This is a genomic window from Natrinema sp. CRL1 (genome assembly GCF_059162405.1).
The window spans coordinates 254,343-273,032 of sequence record NZ_JBLVOY010000004.1 but is presented as its reverse complement, the minus strand read 5'-3'; the positions used below and the strand labels follow the sequence as shown (position 1 = coordinate 273,032).

Here is an 18,690-nt window from a genome sequence, read left to right as displayed (position 1 = left end):
GCGGATGGGTGACGCGAGCGAACGCAGCGGCGCGATTATTGGACATCCGAACTCGAGGCGCTGTTCAGGAAGTAGACGGCGACGGCACCGAGGGCGAGATCGAGCGCGGCCAAGACGGCGAGGGCCGGCACCAGCGTGTTCCAGAGCCCGCCGAAGCTCGACACCTCGATGACGGTCATCACGTCCTGGCCGAACATCAGCGCGCGAGCGGCGTCGACGCCGTAGGTGATTGGATTGAGCGCGGCGACGGTCTGGACCCAGCCCGGGAGGATCTCGAGGGGGAGAAAGGCACTGGAGAGAAACAGCAGGGGAAACTGCAGCAGGTTCACCGCGATGATAGTCGACTCCTGATCGCGCGTGATCAGCGCCACCACGTTCGAGAGCGCGGTGAACCAGACCGAGAACACGATCGCGACGCCGACGATGCCGAGCGCGCCGGGCAGGCCCGTGGCGATGTACTCCTCGAGCGATGTGCCCGTGTCCAGAGAGAGGAGGATGTAGCCGAGGACGAGGATGATAGTAACTTGGACGATGATACGGAGGATCTCGGAGAGGGACTTCCCGAGGAACACCGCGCCACGGTGCATCGGAGAGACGAGCACTTTTTCGAACATGCCGTTTTCGATGTCGTCGACGAGACCGATTCCGGAAGTCGTCGCGGCGATGAGCGCCGTCTGGATCACGATCGCGGGGACGAGATAGGTCACGTAGCTCGCCTCCGTACCGAGGCTCTGACTGACCGCGCCCTCCGTGATCTGTCCGAACACTTCCGTAAAGAGCACGAGGAAGATGATCGGGTTCAGCAGCGAGACGGTCATCACGAACGGGTTGCGGGTGGTCTTCAGCACCCAGCGCTTCAGATTGATCCACGTATCGCCGAGGAAGCCGTTCCCGCTGCTCTTCCGGCCGGTCTCCGCCCCGGCGCTCATCGGTCCACCTCCGCGGCCGCGGTTCGGTCCTCGCCGGCTGACTCGTCGTCGGCGAGTCCCTCGCCCGTGATCGCGAGGAAGACGTCGTCCAGCGTCGGATCGCGGACGTTGAATCCGGTGACGGCGACTTCCGCCGCTTTCAGCGCGACGAGCAGGTCCGTGCCGCGTCGTCTGGCCGCCGTCGACCGAACGCTGAGCCCCTCGTCGGTGACCTCGATGGGTGCATCATCGAAGACGCCCGCGTCGACCGCGGCCCGGCGAGCGCGCTCGAGGGTCGCCTCGTCGGGGTCGGCAATCTCGATCTCGAGGACGGCACCGCCGACGCGGGCCTTGAGTTCCGACGGCGAGCCCGAGGCGACGATCGACCCGTCTCGGATGACGCCGATCCGGTCACAGAGCTGATCGGCCTCCTCTAAGTACTGCGTGGTGAGAAAGACCGTCGTCCCACGGTCATTGATGCGCTCGAAATAGTCCCAGAGCCGGTTTCGGGCCTTCGGGTCGAGCCCGGTCGTCGGCTCGTCGAGGAAGACGATAGGCGGCTCGTGGACCAGCGCGGTCGCGACATCGAGGCGTTTCTGCATCCCGCCGGAGAAATCCTTCGCCTGTTTGTTCGCGACGTCGGCGAGATCGACGAGTTCGAGGAGGTCGTCGATGCGGTCGCCGCGGTCGCCGGCCGAGACGCCGTAGGCCTCGCAGGCAAAGCGGATGTTCTCGCGGGCCGTGAGTTCGGGATCGATACTGGTTTCTTGGGCCATGTAGCCGATCGACTCGCGGACCGAGCGCGGATCGGCCTCGACGTCGAACCCGTTGACGGTGACGGTTCCGCCGGTCGGTTTCAACAGCGTCACGAGGACCTTGATGGTCGTCGTCTTCCCGGCCCCGTTCGCGCCGAGAAAGCCGAAGAACTCCCCCTCGGGGATCTCGAGCGTGAGGTCGCTGATGGCCTCCGTTCCGTCGGCGTAGGTCAGTTCGACGTGTTGGGCATCGATCGCGTTCACGGGTATTCAAACGGATCCACAACGCATATAACCTATGAATGAATATTCATTCATAATGGATGCACCCGATCCGTTCCAATCGGCACCGGACGAGACGCACACGGAGATCATGCACGCGACCTACGACGCGCTCCGAAAACACGGGTACGCCGACCTGACGATACAGCGCATCGGCGCGGAGTTTCCCAAGAGCAAATCGCTGATCTACCAACACTACGACGGAAAAGACGAGTTGCTCGTCGCCTTCCTCGAGTTCCTGCTCGAGCGACTCGAGGCCGATATGCCGACCGACGGGTTCAGCGACGCCCGCGAGCATCTCCAGGAACTCCTCGATCACTCCCTCCCGGAATCGGTCGAATCGGACCACGCCGAGTTCATGAGCGCACTAACGGCGCTTCGGGCACAGGCCGCCCACGACGACGCCTATCGGGAGCAGTTCACCAGAACGGACGACTTCTTCCGCGAACACATCGCCGACATCGTCCGCCGAGGGATCGAGCAGGGCGTCTTCCGAGAGGTCGATCCGGAGCAGACTGCAGCGTTCATCGCGACGACGATATACGGCGCACAGAACCAGCGGGCCACGACGAACAGCGACGAGCCGATCCTCGCGGCTCGACGCGAACTCGAGGAATACATCCGCGTTCGGCTATCGGCGGACGGGAGTGAAGCGTAAGCGGGGCTTTCAACCTCTCCACTCTGCAGTACGTATGAGACTCGAGCGAACCGACGAACGGACGACAACGGCTTAACTGAATTTCTGGACGGTCACGTCGAGCGTATCCAGATCGACGATTGGCGCGAAGCCGGCGTCGGGGTCGATGTTGACGCTCTTCTGGAAGTCGGTCTGGGCCTGCCAGCAGCCGGAGTTGATCGCGAGCACGTCGTGGTACTTGCCGAAGCCGAGTTTGTGAACGTGACCCGTATGGAAGATGTCGGGTACCTCGTCGATGATCAGGTAGTCCTTCTCTTCGGGTGCAAGCCGGGTGTGGCCCCCGAACTGCGGCGCGACGTGGCGCTTCTTGAGGAGGTGGTACATCGCCTTGTGCGGGTCGTCGTAGCTGGCTTTGTCCTCGGGGAGTTCCGCGATGACCTCGTCCAGCGAGACGCCGTGGTACATCAGCACGGAGACGCCCTCGACGGTCACCATCGACGGGTTGCTCACGATCTGTGGGTCGTGGGCGGACATGATCTCCCGGAGCTCCTCGTCGAAGCCGGGCTGGGGTTCGGCGAGGCGGACCGCGTCGTGGTTGCCCGGAATCATGACGATCTCGATGTCGCCGGGTATCTTCTTGAGGTGCTCGCTGAACGCTTCGTACTGCTCGTAGATGTCGACGATGTCGAGTTCCTCGTCCTGATCGGGATAGACGCCGACGCCCTCGACCATATCACCCGCGAGCAACAGGTACTCGACGTGTTCGGCCTCCGGCGTGTGCAGCCAGTCGGCGAAGGCGTTCCACGCCTCGGCCATGAACTCCTGACTCCCGACGTGAACGTCGCTGATCAGCGCCGCCTGCACGTGGCGGTCTGCCGTCGACGGCTCGTGCGTACGGGGAATATCCGGGAAGTGCATCGAGTCGACGAACGCGATCCCCGAATCGTCCGCCAGCGTCCCCTCCATCGCCAACACCTCGTCACAGAGCAGTTCCTCGACGAGGTCGGCGTAGTCCCTGTCTTTCATCACCAGCCACGGGAAGGTCCCGGTCGCGTCCTCGAGTTCGACCAGCCAGTGGCCGCTGGCCGTCGATCGGATGTCGTTGACCAGCCCGACCATCGCGACCTCGCTGCCGCCCGGCATGTCCTGAATGGCCGTCGCCGGGCGGTGGTTGATCCGCCCGCGCAGTTTCGATCCGAGTCGGTCGAGCCGGTCGCGAAAGACGGAGACGAAGTCGCTGTACTCGCCGGTTCCCGTACTCTGGCCGGTCATATCGCCGACGATCTCGACCGATCGTTGGGCCGGATCGTCGGACCGGTTCGCCGACGAAGACCCCTCCGTTTCAACTGGAGACGGGGCGGCCCGTTCGCCTTCGCGGGCCCCGTCGGTTCCAGTCGAAACGGAGGGGGTGGGAGACGGGTCCGCGGGCGACGGCTCGGTCTCGCCGACAGCGGATCCAACGTCGGCACCGCCATTGGTATCAGCTCCGACCAGGCCGCCCGCGCCGTCCGCCGAGAGGACGGCTTCGACGTGCTCGGTGCGGACCACGAGCGCGTCGTCGGGAATGTCCTCGAGTACGCGCTCAAGGGCCGCGCCGGGGTCCGCCGCCGACGCGAGCCGCGTCACCGCTTCGCGTTCGGCGTTGTACCCGCGGCTCGTGAGTTCGCTGACGATCCGAGCGGGGGCCTCGAGTGGCACACTCCTCGCATTCGCGAGGGGGACAAAAAGGGTAGCGACTCGCCGTCTTAGACGGGTATTTGTCGCCCGTCAACGTGGGGAATTCGTCAGCGGCCGGGGGGCAACTGACAGCGGTTGTGTTCCCGCCTCGACTCGCTCGCGAGGTGCAACTCGCTGTGAGGCGTGTTCGTCGGAAGGTTAATGCCTCGGTCCGCGAAATCGACTGCCGATGGACGGTCCCGACGGCGAACGGAACGGCGAGCGGTCCGACACTCGAAAGGAACGCTCCGAATCGGCCCCGTTTCCCGCGGATTCCCCTGCCGACCACAATCCAGAGGCCGATCACCAACCGAAGCCGGGCGCTCGAGCGCGGGCCGAGCGCGCAGAGCGAGTCACGATCGACGACGACGGAGTCGTTCGGTGGCTGCTCGAGACCGACGACTGGACGGTCACCGTGGGTCGTGACATCGTGACGTGTCTCGCCATCGTGGCCGTCATCAGTCTGCTCCTGTTCGGCGTCAGCGGCGTCTGGCCGGCCTTCGTCGCCGTCGAGAGCGGGAGCATGGAGCCGAACATCGCGCAGGGAGATCTCGTCTTTATTGCCGACGACGATCGGTTCGTCAGTGACGGTGCCGTCGCGGGAACCGGGGTGGTCACGTTCCAGAGCGGGCAGGCGACCGATCACGAGAAGTTCGCTAATCCCGGCGACGTGATCGTCTTCATGCCGAACGGCGATCCGACCGAGACGCCCACGATCCACCGCGCCCACTTCTGGGTCGAAGAGGGCGAAAATTGGATCGAGACCGAGGCAAATCCCGAGTTCACGAACGGCGCGACCTGCAACGAGATCGTCTCGTGTCCGGCACCGTACGACGGCTTCATCACGAAAGGCGACGCCAACGCCGGCTACGACCAACTGCCGCGGTCGGGTGCGGACACGACCGTCGTCAGTGCGGACTGGGTCACCGGGAAAGCGATAGCTCGCGTACCATGGATCGGCGGACTCACGTTAGCGGTCGGCTCGGTGCGGTCGCTGACCGGCGTCGGCTCGATCGGCATCCTCGCCGGTACAGCGGTCGTCGCGCTCGCGCTGTTCGCGATGGCCGCCGAAAAACGCGAGCCGTGATGGCTACGAGAGAACGAGACCGGCGGTCGCCGGTCGCGAGGCTCAGCCGAACAGAAAGTTGATTGTCGGGCCTCGCAAAACGGGTGACGATGAGCGGTTCTAACTCCGGGGACCCCCCGGACGAGTCCGGCGACACCGATCGCGAGCAACGGGATCGAAGCGCCGGCACGTCACAGCCACCGCCCGCCGCCGAGGAACCGTCGCGGAACGATCCTCCCGCCGCCACCGCTTCCGAAGCCGACACTGACAGCGTCACGATCGAGGACGATGGCGTTCTCCGCTGGTTTCTCCACACCGACGACGAAAGCGTGGTGATGGCTCGAGACGTGCTGAGCAGCGTCGCCATCGTCGCCGCCGTCGGGCTCTTGCTGTTTGCGGTTAGCGGCATCTGGCCGCCGCTGGTCGCCGTCGAGAGCGGGAGCATGGAACCGAACATGCACAAAGGCGATCTCATCTTCGTCGTCGACGACGACCGCTTTACCGGTGACAACCCCGCCGCCGGTACTGGCGTGGTCACGCTTGAAAACGGGCAAGACAGCGGCTACGCGAAATTCAACAACCCAGGAGACGTCATCGTGTACCGACCCAACGGGGATACGGCGTCGACACCCGTGATACACCGCGCTCACTTCTGGGTCGAAGAGGACGAAAACTGGGTCGAAACGAAAGCCAGCGAAGAGATCGTCGGTGACGCGACCTGTACGGAAATCGCAACCTGTCCCGCCGACTACGACGGCTTCATCACGAAAGGCGACGCCAACGCCGGCTACGATCAACTGCGAGGGTCGGGTGCCAGAACCGACGTCGTCAAAGCCGAATGGGTCACCGGCAAGGCGATGTACCGGATCCCGTGGCTCGGCAACGTCCGCCTAACGTTCGACAAACTCCTTGGCGGAATGATCGTCCCCACGTCGCCCTCGAGCCAGCCGCTACAGGACCCGACAGCCACGACGGTGACGCCGGCCGGTGCCGACGCTCCCGGCTTCGGGGGAGACGGTGACCTCGCCGGGGTCACCGGCCTCGCCACTGTCGGAGCCGGCGCTGCGGTCGCGGTCGGCCGGTCACGCCGCTAATCCGATTTTTCGGTCGGCACGACTCGTTTTGTCCGATCCGTTCTCGTCGCCGTCTTGATTCATCGTCGCATTCGTTACTGGTGCGCTCGTTGTCCGCTCACTCGAGATCTCCTGTCGTCCGAATGTGACGAACCAATGGGCACTCTCGAGTGGAAGGAAGGGGGTTGCTCCACAACGCTGGTGAGCAGTCTCACTGGGCCAATCGACACGGGAGTAGCGAGCAGTCACGACAGCTGAGAAACGAGGGTGTAACCCAAACGGTAGATACAGCCGCCGAAAAGGGTAGAACCGGTTCGTCAGTTCTCGAACCGGGCCTGAACGAACGGCTGGACGTCGTCGATATCGCTCAGACGGGAGTCGGAAAGGAGGACGGCCTCCGTCTCTTCGAGTGGAACGGAGAGGCTGATTTCCTTGGTCCGGCCGTATCGCCCCTTCGACACGACGACAGCGTTGACGATCCCGAGCATGTCGAGTTCGCTGATGAGGTCGGTGACCCGCCGCTGGGTCAGCACGTCCGCGTCGATCTCCTCGCAGAGGCGTTTGTAGATGTTGAATACCTCGCCGGTGTTGATACTGTGGACGCCGTTTTTCTCGAGGAGGATGATCGCGAAGAGGACGAGTTTCGACTGCGTGGGCAGGGTGCGGACGACCTCGACGACGCGGTCGAGTTCGATCTTGTCCTGGGCCTGTCGGACGTGTTCCTCGACGATCGTCTCGGCTTGGGACCGCTCCGCCAGTTCGCCCGCGGTCCGCAACAGGTCCAACGCGCGTCGCGCGTCGCCGTGTTCCTGTGCGGCGAAGGCCGCACACAGCGGGATCACGTCGTCGGAGAGCGCGTTGCCCTTGAACGCGACCTCCGATCGATGTTTGAGGATGTCCCGCAACTGATTCGCGTCGTAGGGCGGGAAGACGATCTCCTCTTCGCCCAGCGAGGATTTGACGCGGGGATCGAGGAAGTCGGTGAACTTCAGGTCGTTCGAGATGCCGATGATCGACACCCGCGAGTTCTCGAGTTCGGAGTTCATCCGCGAGAGGTTATAAAGCGTGTCGTCGCCGCTTTTCTCGACGAGCTTGTCGATCTCGTCTAACATAATGACGACGACCCGCTCGTCGTAGTCGACGGCGTCGAAGAAGACGCTGTATACCCGATCGGTCGGCCACCCGGTCATCGGCACTTCCTCGAAGGAGTCCTTGTCGTCCTCGAGTTCGTCGATCCGATCTTCGACCTCGGATCGGCTGCCGAACGGCGTCGACTCGAGGGGGTGATCCGGCGGGAGCGCCGACGACCCGCTCGCCGTCTCGTCGCGACCGGACGCGCCGGAATCCGTCACTTCGGACATCTCGGCGGGCAACGCGTCGGACGGCTGCGACGCCTCGTCAGAAGACCCCCCTGTTTCGGGTGGATGATCGCCCGACTCGGTCCCGATACCGGCACCAGCCTCTCCAGTCGAAAGATCGGTATCCGACGAGTGTTTCGCGCCCGCGTCCTCGCTCGAAACGAAATCGAAGGGGTCCGACGCCGTTTCCTCGTCGGTTCGATCGATCGAATTGGCCGCGTCGGAACGCCGGCGTTCCGCGTCGGCGTCGTACGCCTCGAGGGCATCGAGCAGCGACTCGAGGTCCGCGATTCGGTCGTCGATGCGCTCTTTGTTCTTGTCGATGAACTTGTTCGCGAGCTGTGCGAGGACCCGATACTGGGTGTCGGTGACCTCGCAGTTGATGTACTCGACGTCACACGGGACGCTGTACTTCTGGGAGGTGCTCTCGAGTTCCTTGCTGACGAACTTCGCGCTGGCGGTCTTGCCGGTTCCCGTTTTCCCGTAGATGAGAATGTTCGACGGCGTTTCGCCGCGGAGCGCGGCGACGAGAATCGTCGCCATCTTGTTGATCTGATCGCTCCGGTGGGGGAGTTCGTGTGGCGTATAGGACGGGCGGAGGACTTCCTTGTTCTCGAAGATCGGTTCCCCGCTGAGAAGGTCGTCGAATAACCCCTGGTTCGACTCTTCGTCGCCGAGATCTGCGTTCTCGAAATTCGTCGAGAACCCGCTCGTTCCATCGACCTCGACCTCATCTGAGCCAGTGGTCTCTGAGTTATCGTCTGACATCCGTCGTGCAGCACCCCCTTATTTCGAGTGGAACGCCGGACCGGGGAGCAGGAATATCACGGTATGATGGTCTCCGTCGGAAGATCCACCGTTCCAGATACCCGATTCGGGTCCAGTTGATGCAAACGAAACAGAGGAAAACCACGCTAATAAAGCCTTCCCTTCCCCCCTCGTTCCGATCGACTGAACCGTTTCGCCGCCACGTCTATCGGTCTCTGAAAGTCACGTCCAGATATTCGATCGCAACGTTGCCGAACGATATCGTTTGAAGATAAATATATAATTGAACGTGCGTATGAGCGACAGGAGTGCATACGAACGACGAGAGAATGTTCTCGCTCGAGACGAAATGGGGCCGGTCACGGTCAAGATTAGGATGGGTGTCGATCCGCCGTTGGTCTCGTCAACTCCCAGTCGTGGTGACGACCGAACCGATGTCTCATTGGGGATCGGTTCGAATCGATGGGACACAGTTATACAGGGACTCTTCTCTCGAGCGAGCACAGCGACTGTACTGTCTGCGAAGTTCGTATCAGGATTCGATCCGCTGATTGACCGGTGGCATCGACTTCCCCCTTTAGGCGAACTGTGAGTCGATGGGGAAATGACTCATTCGAGCGTTCACATCGGATTCGAACTGTGACTTTCCATAAGATATCAGTCAAATTCGCGCGATTAGACGGAGAACGATCTTGGAGATTAAACTAGAGTGTGGCCCATGCTAACATTTGACTCCTCAGGACGGAAGCCCCCCACCCCTTTGTTTCGAGTGGAACGATCCAAAGGGTGGGGGAGGGGGAGGACGGCCATTTACAACGGGAAGTTTTATTTGAATAGGCTAGAAACAATATCCGTAGAACTAGCAAATCAAATAATTCTACTAGGGTTGTTTTTGCTGTTGCTAGTTCCTGCTAGAATCGACTCTCATTGTTCCTTGAGTTACTAGACTAGCGTCTGGGTTGCTAGAACCGTCTCTTTCAACCGATTCGTCCGTCTTATCCCCCTGAACGGCGGCTCGAGTGGAAAAGAGGGTGGGAAACGACTCCACTCAGATCTGATCAGTCCGTTCGACCAACCACGGCTTCGGTAGTCTCCAGTTGAAACGAAGGGGTGGGGGATGCCAAATCGTCTCCGGAGTCTTAGAATGGTATCTTTTCTCACCCCCTCCACCTCTATTAGTGGCCTATAACCTATCACAATTCGCACTCGTCTCGATCCAGTACGACGCCATCGTTCTTCGGCGATGAGTATCCCGATTATCGAAACTCAACTCGTCTTCACATAGACTATCTCGGGTACTAACAATTCACTCACATCGAATTGTATACATGTCTGACGTAGGCTTAAGTGAGTTCAGTTTGTAGTACGCGCAACTGCACCCCGCGGTGCTGGAGGCCCCCACAGATGGGACTGTTCACAGAACTCAAAGATAGTATCTCTCGGGCTACGGATCGCCTGTTTTCGGAACAGGAGCCCAAACGAATCGGTATCTACGGTCCGCCAAACGCCGGCAAGACGACGCTCGCGAACCGAATCGCGCGTGACTGGACTGGTGACGCGGTCGGCGCGGAGAGCCACGTCCCCCACGAGACGCGTCGCGCACGCAGGAAAGAAAACGTCGAGATCGAACGGAACGGGAAGACGGTGACCATCGACATCGTCGACACGCCGGGTGTGACGACGAAAGTCGACTACGAGGAGTTCACTGACGAGATGGAGAAAGACGACGCCATTCGCCGCTCCCGCAAAGCGACCGAAGGTGTCGCCGAAGCGATGCACTGGCTGCGGGAGGACGTCGACGGCGTCATCTACGTCCTAGACAGCGCGGAAGACCCGATCACGCAGGTCAACACGATGCTGATCGGCATCATCGAGTCTCGCGATCTCCCCGTTCTCATCTTCGCGAACAAGATCGACCTCGACGAATCGAGCGTCAAGCGGATCGAGGACGCCTTCCCACAGCACAAGACGGTACCGCTGTCTGCAAAGGAAGGCGAGAACATGGACGAAGTGTACGACAATATTGCGGAGTACTTCGGGTGATTACGATGCCAAAAGCTACCAATGCGGACGACTCGGATGCACCCGACGGCGTGCAGATCGACCTGATCAGCGGCGAGCGCATGGACGGTATGGCGACGATGGAGAAGATCAGGATGATCTTAGACGGCGTCCACGACGGCAACATCGTCATCCTCGAGGAAGGTCTTACTCCCGACGAGGAAAGCCGGCTTATCGAGGTCACGATGGCCGAGATCAGCCCCGACGAGTTCAACGGAATCGAGATCGAGACGTACCCGAAATCCGAGACCCGCGACTCGTCGCTGCTGGGCCGCATCATGGGGGGTGACGAGACGGAAGCGAAGCTGACGGTGATCGGCCCGGCCAATCAGATCGAGACGCTCCACAAGGACGAAACGCTCATCAGCGCGCTCGTGTCCCGTAACTAATGCCACACCAGTGTACGAACTGCGGCCGAACGTTCGCCGACGGCTCCAAGGAGATGCTGTCGGGCTGTCCCGACTGCGGCGGGAACAAGTTCCAGTTCGCGCCGACCGCGGCGGCCGCAGCCGAATCGTCCGCCGGAACCCCTACCGATACCGACGACTCGGGATCGGCCGGGACCGCGAGTGCCGCGGCACAATCTCCCCCTGCCGAGTCGGACGGCGTCGCGACGCGAGCCGCGGAGACGGTTCGCGACTGGGTGTCGTCCGATTCCGCGGACGAACCGACGGCCGACGCCACCGAGCGATCGCGATCGGACGACTCGACTGCGACGTCGGCATCCACGGCGGATCAGTCGTGGCCCTCGAGCGAGGACGCCGCCGCTCCGGAGTCGGACACCTCGCCGGACGGCGAGTTCGACGAGTGGCCCGAGACGGCACGACGCCCCGAGGATCGATCCGGCTCGCCGGACGAGGTAACCGCCGACGCGGCAACCGAGGCGACCACCGATCGAACGCAGTCCGACGGCGACTGGCCCGACCACCCCTCGAGTGGGCCGACGACGACGATGGCGGACGACGAGAATTCGGCACAGGCAGACGCCCGGAGCGCAGTCGTCCCCTCGGACGACCTCCCCTCTCACTCCGAGACGCCCGATCGTGAGTCCGATATGCCTGATCCAGACGGACTCGACCGCGATCCTGCATCTGGGAGCGCCGTCGATGCACACGCCGAAACCGACACCGAAGCCGCAGTCGACACCGGTGCCGACGACCAGCCCCCGGAGCACGGACGCGTCGTCAGCGAACCGAGCGGACAGCGCCCGTCGATCGAGGAACTCCGTGCGGAACTCAACGAACAGTTCGAGAGCATCAAGATCGTTCGACCGGGACAGTACGAGCTCAATCTGATGGAACTCTACAACCGCGACGAGTACATCATCTCTTTACAGGAAGACGGGCGATACGTGATCGACGTACCGGATTCGTGGCACGCCGATGACGACGAAGACTGAACGGCCCGTACTGTTCCTCGCCCGCCGTCCACTTCCGTTTGCCGCCGACCGCCCCATCTACGACGATCTCGAGAAGACACCGGATGGTTTCGACTGCACTTCTCCAATGATCGATCGGGACAATTCCTCTCCGCAAACTGTTCGCTCCACACGAAATGACGGCCAGTTCTTCTTGTCGGCTCCTCGCTGCTGACGGTCTCCGGTGAACGCTCGAGCGAAAACGGAGACAGCGCTCTCGTGGCGAACGGAGAGAGGGTACAACGAGCGGAGACAGATGGATTTAAGCGACGCGGAGACCACCCCACGCACATGAGCACCGCAACCAAGGTCGTTCTCACCACGGTCGCCGCATCGGCGCTGCTGTCGATTCTGCTCGTCTTCCAGAACGCACTCGCCTGATGTTCGAGGCTCGAGCGCTCTCGGACCGAGTCGAAGCCGTCCGCGAGGCCCGGGTTCCCGACGTACAGGTCCTCGACTGCGAGCGTGACTTCGAGACGCTGAATCCAGCGCTTGCCGAGGATCTCGGCCTCCTCGTCGACGCGCTCGAGCCAGCGAGCTATCCCGCCGAGTGGCTGCCCGACGACGCCCCGACGTTGCTCGCCCGCTATGCCAGTTCGGATCTCACGATCGGGATGCCGGGCGACGGCAGCGTCGTCTGGACCAGACAGACCGAGCCGCCCGTCGTGCTGGTCAAACCGCGCGTCGAGGGCTCTCCCGAGGCCTTCGTCGACTTTCTGCTCGCCGAGGCGCTCGTCCAGGTCGATCTCGATCTGCCCGAACACTTTATCGGCTTCTTCGAGGAGTCGTATCGCGACCTCGACCGGGCGGTCGAACTCGACCCAACGGGCACCTATCAGGTCGCCGCGGCGCTGTACGACGGCTGGGTCGGACTCCAGACCCGCGAGGTCTTCGCGGACTGGTACGACGACCATCCCGAACTCGCCGACGCGTGGCAGGACGCGGGGACGCGACTCGAGGACCGCGTCTCGGGACTCCCGCGTGCGGTCGCACGCGGTGACACCGATTTCGCGGACGCGACGGAACTCGCGTGTGCCGCGATCAAGCACGCGATCGAACTGCCAGCCCCCTTCGCCGCACTCGACACCGAGGCCTATCTCGACCACGGCCCCGAGTACGCGATCCAGTGGGCCGAGAAAACGTTCGACTCGCTAGAGGACGCGTAGGTCGCCTCGTCCCGACTTCCCCTCCAGTTATTCTCGAGGCCGTCCGCTCTCGAGATGAGGTACGGTCAGTAGTAAAACCGAAAAACTGCGCTGCTGACCGAGTTAGAACTCGGCGTCGACGCTGCCGTCCTCGTCGAGGTCGATGATGCCGTCGAACAGTCCGCGGAACTCGTCGACGACAGCCTCGTCGTGGGGTTCCTCCGAGAGGTGGAAGAGACCGACCGCGTCGTGGTCTGCAAGCAGTTCGAGAATGCGCTCGACGGCCTCGAGGGCCTGGTCCTCGCCGGCGTAGTAGGCGAGTTCGGTGACGGAGTCGATGCTGATGCGGAGTTTGCCGTCGTGGGCGTCGAGGAAGCCGTCGATGTGTTCGACGATGCCGTCGATGTCGTCGGGGGCGGCGACGTAGTGGACGGTATCAGAAGAGCGCCGCGAGTAGCCGCGTTCGATGCTGAGCGTGTCCAAGATCTCGGCACACTCCTCGTCGACGTCGTAGTACTCGAGTTTTTGTTTGACTTCGCGGGCGGTGGTTCGCGTGGAGACGACGAGGAAGTTGTCGGTATCGGTCTTGAAGAAATCGGTGTCGATGCGGTCGGTTTCACCGGTGCTCGGATGCAAGAGGAGCACGCCGGTTCCTCCCGGTATCGTGTCCGGGGTGCCGTCTATTTCAAGCGTGTAATCCATATTGGCGTGAACAACTTTGGGAAGTCCCTTAAGCGTGCGGATGTCGCTTCCGACGGAGTCGGGACTGACAGTCGTCGTGGCGACTCCGGAACCGTAGAGGAAGGGTCTGAAAAACTGGCGAGGGGTGGGACAGCGGACTCACCGATCGTGACACGAAATCCGGATGCCCTCGGATTCCGAGTATCGACGACCCTTCACCTCCTAGTTTTTAGGCCAACCTAAAGTATCTGTCGGTGGTTCTCCGCTCGGTGAGAACGGTGGTCGGTTGACTCGAGCGGTCGAGTGACGTGGCCGATGGGAACGCGTTTAGGCCCGCGGAGCCCATGGTTCCCGTATGAGCGTACGCGAGGAGTTCGACGACTGGGCGGCGAGCGGTCGCGACAGGGGAATGGAGGAGCGCCACTGGCACACCGCAAAGCACGCGCTCGCGCGGATGCCCGTCGAGTCCGGCGACACTGTGCTCGATCTCGGTTGCGGAAGCGGCTACGCCGGCCGAGCGCTCCGGGATACCAAGGGTGCCGACCGGATCTACGGCCTCGACGGCTCGCCGGAGATGGCTCACAACGCCGCGGGCTACACGGACGATCCGAACGTCGGCTACCTCGTCGGCGACTTCGACGAGTTGCCGTTCGAAGACGACTCGATCGACCACATCTGGAGCATGGAGGCGTTCTATTACGCCGCGGACCCCCACCACACGCTCGAGGAGATCGCCCGCGTCCTTCGACCCGGCGGCACGTTCTACTGCGCCGTGAATTATTACGAGGAAAACGTCCACTCCCACGAGTGGCAGGAGTTCATCGCGATCGAGATGACCCGCTGGGATCGCCGGCAGTACCGTGAGGCCTTCCGCGATGCGGGGCTTTTCGTCGCCGAGCAGGACAACATTCCCGACCGAGAGATCACCATCCCCAACGAGGCCGAGTTCCCCACCGAGGACTGGGACACCCGCGAGTACATGGTCGAACGCTACCGCGAGTTCGGGACGCTGCTCACCGTCGGCGTCGCTCCTTGAGTTTTCGTCTCTCTACTACCCGCCATCCTGTTCTCCGTTACCAGTCCGCTGCTGGCGACTGTCATATCGACACAAACCCCCCGATTTCCACTCGAGTCGTCGATCCGTGGGGTACAGGCCGTAACGAGCCCAGTGGTTCGAGTCGAAACGACCCTTTGTCACACGTGACTGAGAGTCACTCGACCTGTCGTCTCGATCCGCGGTCAATCGGTCGCGTTAGTCGTCCCGTTCGCCGGCTGGAATCGTCACTCCGAGCCAGTTCTCCTCGGGCGGGAGCGGACAGTCGAAGGTATCGCTGTAGGCACAGAACGGGGAGTACGCGAGGTTGAAGTCGACGACGATCTCGTCGCCGTCCGCGAGGTCGTCCGTGGGCTCGAGTTCCATGTACCGGCCGCCCTGGTAGGTCTGCTGGCCCGTCGTCTTGTCGCGGAACGGGACGAACAGCGGCTGCTCGTTCGGGCTCTCCTGCTGGTAGGCTGCCAGCTCGAACGTACCGTCTTCCAGCTCCTCGCTTTCGCGGTCGAGATCGAACGCCAGCGTCGCGACGCGGAGGTAGCGCATTTCGCGGCCCGCGGTGGTGTCGATCGGGACGATCTCGGGCTCTTCGTGGACCTTCGCCGTCGCGGTCACGCGGTAGGTCGGGTCCGGCTCGAAGTAGTCGAGCCCCTCGAAGTCCTCGCGCTCTTCGGGCGGGATCGGCGACTGGGGATGGTCGGCGAAGAACTCGTCTTTCTCGGCGCGTTTCGACTCGAGTTCGTCGCGCCAGCGGTCGACGTCGATGGAATCGCTCATACTCGACATACTCGACCGAGTGGGGAAGGGGTTGCGCTTCGGGCTCGAGCGGTCGGAACAACACAGCAAAACGGCGTGTGATCGATAACTCGTCCTCGCCGGGCGATCGGGCGGCCGTTGCTCGGCTGTTAGTCCTCGATGGTAAGGATACCGTTTCGGGCCGAGATGGAACTCGCCTCCGGCGGGAGTTCGAACTCGAACTGATCGCCGTCCGCGACGATGATCGCGGTCGACCCAACGACGTCGACCGAAATATCTGCGGCCGAGGTGCCGAAATCGACCCCGATGGTACTGCCGTCATCGTATTCGAACGTGCGAACGACGACGTCTCGGTCGACGTTCTCGAGAGAGTGAGGGACCTTCACACACGACCTAGGGACTCAGCTAAGTAAAGCATCACGCTGGCAGCAACCCGTCAGGTCGACCGGGATCGACTGTCGGAACTGACAGTCGGGGCAAGCAGATAAACCGCTGACTGGGTATCCGAATCGGCTTGAGCCACCTGCAGCGCCGCTGCGCAATCGGCCCCGACGTTTATCTCGAATGCCGCGGCCAATCCAGTCCGTCAACGCTATGACTGACCGACGATGAGTACTGGCAGCATGACGGACTGGCGGACGGTGTTCGGCCACGACGAGCCCTACGACCCGCAGGTCGACGGTATCGAGACGGCCATCGACACCGGCCGAGAGGGCGGCTACACCGTCATCGAAGGGGCCTGTGGCACCGGAAAGACGATGATCGCGCTCACCGCGGGGATCGACCTCGTGCGCGACCCGGACACCGACTACGAACGCGTGCTCGTCCTCACGAGCGTCAAACAACAACTCCGCCAGTTCGAAGCGGACCTCGAGACGATCAACGACAACCTGCCCGCCGACTGGGACCCGATTTCGGGACTCACGCTCGTCGGGAAAGCTGATGTCTGTCCGTACAACCGCGAGAAGGCGGCGGGGATCGACGACGGCAACGTCTATGACCGCTGTGAGACGTTGCGGGATCGTACCCGCGATCTCACCGGCGAGGCCGGCGACACGACGGCGAAGAACTTGGCGGCCCGCGCCCGGAGCCAGCAGATCGGGCTGGCCGACAGCGGGAGCCGGTCGAAGAACACGTTCCTCGAGACCGCGGGCGAACCCACGCCGTATCCGCCGGAGCTGCCGGAGTACGGCGAGGGCGGCCCCGTCGGGGTCGAAACCGAGTACTGTCCGTTCTACGCCCAGTACCTCGAGGACTTGCCCGAAGAGGAGGAAAACGGCTCGGTCGCCGAAGCGATACCCTACGACTTCACCGACGCGGGGATGGTCACGCCCGAGGAGCTGGTCGCTCGCTCGGTCACACACGGGACCTGTCCGCATTCGGTGATGGGGGCCGCCCTCGGCGAGGTCGAGGTCGTGATCGGGAACTACTACCACGCGTTCGACCCTCGAACGGTCGGCTCCTTTACCGGTGCGCTCCTCGACGAGTCGACGTTCGTCGTCTGCGACGAGGCACACATGTTAGAGCCCCGCGTGCGTGATCTGGTCAGCGAAGGGATCGCCGACCGTACCCTCCGGGACGCCGAAACCGAACTCTCGCGAGTCATCCAGCCGATCACATTCGAGCGCGAGGGTCGGCAAGCCGAAGGCGGCTCGAAGACCGCCGATGCCGACCTCGTCCGCGGGGAACTGAACGACAGCGACGTCTCCTTCGAGGAACTCAATCGAACCCTCGAGTTCGTCCAGGACCTCCGTGAGGAACTCGACCGCCGGGTCACCGCATATCTCGACCGGAACTACCGGGGCTGGCAGTCGAATTTGAACGACCTCCACGACGAGGAAATTCCGCTCCGCGACCCCGGTGTCCCCGCCGAAGACGAACTCACGGAGTGGGCGAAGAACGCGGGACACGGCGACGCGGAGTGGGTCCGCGCCGAGGCCGTCGGCGCGGTCGTCGAGCGGGTCTTGAACGAGGCTGAAGACGAGGACCGAACCCGCGCCGCGCCCGCCGTCGGCCGCGTCCTCGGCGAGTGGTACCGCCGCGGTCATACCGACTACTTCCGGGAGATCGAACTCGAGCGCACCTGGGACGACACCGAGCCGCCCGATTCGTGGCGGCGGGCCTACAACGCCCGGCTCGCTCTGCACAACTGCGTACCCAGCGACGCCATCGGCGACCGACTCGGCAACTTCGGCGGCGGGATTCTGATGAGTGCGACCCTCGAGCCGATGGACGCCTTCACCGAAGTGACCGGCCTCCAGTACCTCGCGCGCGAGGAAGACCGGCCGGTCGTCGAGCGCCAATACGGGCTCCACTTCCCCGCGGAGAACCGCGAGAGCTTCGCCGTCGCCGCGCCGAAGTTCACCTACGACAATCGCGGCGCTCGGGACGAAGACACGCAGACACGGCGGTCCTACGCGAACGCGATCGAGAAAATCGCGGGGCTCCCCGGGAACGTCCTCGTCGGGATGCCCAGCTACGCCGAAGCCGAGTGGGTCGCCGGCGAACTCGAGGCCCGCGTCGACAAGCCGGTCTTACTCGACGCCGCCAGCGACGACGAAACGACCCAGTCGCTCAAAGACGAGTTCTTCGACGGCGATGGAAAAGTGCTCGTCACGAGCCTGCGGGGCACGCTGACCGAGGGCGTCGACTACAGCGGCGACCGGCTGGCCGCAGCCGTCGTCTGCGGCGTGCCGATCGTCAACACCTCGAGCCCGCAGACGAAGGCGGTTCGCCGGGCGTACGACGACGAGTTCGGCGACGGCTTTACCTACGCGCTGACGGTTCCCGCAGTGCGGAAGGCCCGGCAGGCGATCGGTCGCGTCATCCGCAGTCCCGACGACGTCGGTGTTCGTGTCCTGCTCGACGAGCGCTACGCCCGCGATAGCTGGGACTCAGTTCGGCCGTACCTGCCCGAGGACAGCGAGTTCCAGCCGGTTAGTCCCGACATGCTCGACGTGGGCCTCGAGCGGTTCCGCTCGCGGCTCGTCTCGCAGTAAGCGGGCAGCGACCCAGA

General features: G+C 63.0%; 16 protein-coding genes. 9 read left to right on the top strand and 7 right to left on the bottom strand.

Annotation, left to right across the window (positions count from 1 at the left end; all coding sequences use genetic code 11):
- Positions 1-35: 35 nt before the first annotated feature.
- Together ACJYUO_RS15465 and ACJYUO_RS15460 are read right to left on the bottom strand one after the other, a co-directional pair.
- Positions 36-929 (bottom strand): ABC transporter permease, encoded by an 894-nt coding sequence (locus ACJYUO_RS15465; protein WP_494346239.1) that lies wholly within the window; start codon positions 927-929, stop codon positions 36-38.
- A complete protein-coding gene (locus ACJYUO_RS15460; protein WP_494346238.1) occupies positions 926-1,927 on the bottom strand; it encodes an ABC transporter ATP-binding protein in 1,002 nt (333 codons plus the stop codon). Before ACJYUO_RS15460 ends, ACJYUO_RS15465 begins: the two co-directional genes overlap by 4 nt.
- 55 nt (positions 1,928-1,982) lie before the next feature.
- Between ACJYUO_RS15460 and ACJYUO_RS15455 the strand changes: the two genes are divergently transcribed.
- Positions 1,983-2,603: a TetR/AcrR family transcriptional regulator gene (locus tag ACJYUO_RS15455; protein ID WP_494346237.1), complete on the top strand. Its 621-nt coding sequence runs from the start codon at positions 1,983-1,985 to the stop codon at positions 2,601-2,603.
- Between the two features lie 72 nt (positions 2,604-2,675).
- On the opposite strand, the gene ACJYUO_RS15450 is transcribed toward ACJYUO_RS15455, so the two are convergent.
- Positions 2,676-4,280, bottom strand: coding sequence for a DNA-directed DNA polymerase II small subunit (locus ACJYUO_RS15450; RefSeq protein ID WP_494346236.1), 1,605 nt, complete (start codon positions 4,278-4,280; stop codon positions 2,676-2,678).
- Between the two features lie 208 nt (positions 4,281-4,488).
- Here ACJYUO_RS15450 and ACJYUO_RS15445 point away from each other — a divergent pair, with 208 nt between their 5' ends.
- Both ACJYUO_RS15445 and ACJYUO_RS15440 read left to right on the top strand, forming a co-directional pair.
- Positions 4,489-5,385: a S24/S26 family peptidase gene (locus tag ACJYUO_RS15445; RefSeq protein ID WP_494346235.1), complete on the top strand. Its 897-nt coding sequence runs from the start codon at positions 4,489-4,491 to the stop codon at positions 5,383-5,385.
- An 89-nt stretch (positions 5,386-5,474) separates the two neighbouring features.
- Positions 5,475-6,458, top strand: coding sequence for a S24/S26 family peptidase (locus ACJYUO_RS15440; protein ID WP_494346234.1), 984 nt, complete (start codon positions 5,475-5,477; stop codon positions 6,456-6,458).
- A gap of 296 nt (positions 6,459-6,754) precedes the next feature.
- On the opposite strand, the gene ACJYUO_RS15435 is transcribed toward ACJYUO_RS15440, so the two are convergent.
- Positions 6,755-8,563 (bottom strand): Cdc6/Cdc18 family protein, encoded by a 1,809-nt coding sequence (locus ACJYUO_RS15435; RefSeq protein WP_494346233.1) that lies wholly within the window; start codon positions 8,561-8,563, stop codon positions 6,755-6,757.
- A gap of 1,404 nt (positions 8,564-9,967) precedes the next feature.
- Between ACJYUO_RS15435 and ACJYUO_RS15430 the strand changes: the two genes are divergently transcribed.
- From ACJYUO_RS15430 to ACJYUO_RS15415, 4 genes are all read left to right on the top strand, one after another.
- Entirely contained in the window at positions 9,968-10,606 is a 639-nt protein-coding gene (locus ACJYUO_RS15430; RefSeq protein WP_494346232.1) for an Era-like GTP-binding protein, read from the top strand.
- Positions 10,607-10,611: 5 nt separating this feature from the next.
- Positions 10,612-11,013: a DUF2073 domain-containing protein gene (locus tag ACJYUO_RS15425; RefSeq protein WP_090618424.1), complete on the top strand. Its 402-nt coding sequence runs from the start codon at positions 10,612-10,614 to the stop codon at positions 11,011-11,013.
- Positions 11,013-12,023: an OapC/ArvC family zinc-ribbon domain-containing protein gene (locus ACJYUO_RS15420; protein ID WP_494346231.1), complete on the top strand. Its 1,011-nt coding sequence runs from the start codon at positions 11,013-11,015 to the stop codon at positions 12,021-12,023. The genes ACJYUO_RS15425 and ACJYUO_RS15420 overlap by 1 nt, the downstream gene beginning before the upstream one ends.
- Positions 12,024-12,421: 398 nt before the next feature.
- Positions 12,422-13,207, top strand: a complete 786-nt coding sequence (locus ACJYUO_RS15415) for a DUF7089 family protein (protein ID WP_494346230.1) — start codon at positions 12,422-12,424, stop codon at positions 13,205-13,207.
- 102 nt (positions 13,208-13,309) lie between these two features.
- Here ACJYUO_RS15415 and ACJYUO_RS15410 read toward each other — a convergent pair whose 3' ends face one another.
- On the bottom strand, positions 13,310-13,888 hold the full coding sequence (locus ACJYUO_RS15410; protein WP_494346229.1) for a DUF7090 family protein: 579 nt from the start codon (positions 13,886-13,888) through the stop codon (positions 13,310-13,312).
- Positions 13,889-14,222: 334 nt separating this feature from the next.
- Here ACJYUO_RS15410 and ACJYUO_RS15405 point away from each other — a divergent pair, with 334 nt between their 5' ends.
- Complete coding sequence (locus ACJYUO_RS15405; protein ID WP_494346228.1) at positions 14,223-14,903, top strand: class I SAM-dependent methyltransferase; 681 nt, start codon at positions 14,223-14,225, stop codon at positions 14,901-14,903.
- Positions 14,904-15,119: 216 nt separating this feature from the next.
- On the opposite strand, the gene ACJYUO_RS15400 is transcribed toward ACJYUO_RS15405, so the two are convergent.
- The gene (locus ACJYUO_RS15400) at positions 15,120-15,695 is read right to left on the bottom strand and encodes a DUF1684 domain-containing protein (protein ID WP_494346227.1); all 576 of its coding nucleotides are present in this window, start codon (positions 15,693-15,695) and stop codon (positions 15,120-15,122) included.
- A 128-nt stretch (positions 15,696-15,823) separates the two neighbouring features.
- A complete protein-coding gene (locus tag ACJYUO_RS15395; RefSeq protein ID WP_494346226.1) occupies positions 15,824-16,060 on the bottom strand; it encodes a DUF7127 family protein in 237 nt (78 codons plus the stop codon).
- A 237-nt stretch (positions 16,061-16,297) separates the two neighbouring features.
- Here ACJYUO_RS15395 and ACJYUO_RS15390 point away from each other — a divergent pair, with 237 nt between their 5' ends.
- Positions 16,298-18,673, top strand: a complete 2,376-nt coding sequence (locus tag ACJYUO_RS15390; RefSeq protein ID WP_494346225.1) for an ATP-dependent DNA helicase — start codon at positions 16,298-16,300, stop codon at positions 18,671-18,673.
- Positions 18,674-18,690 lie beyond the last annotated feature (17 nt).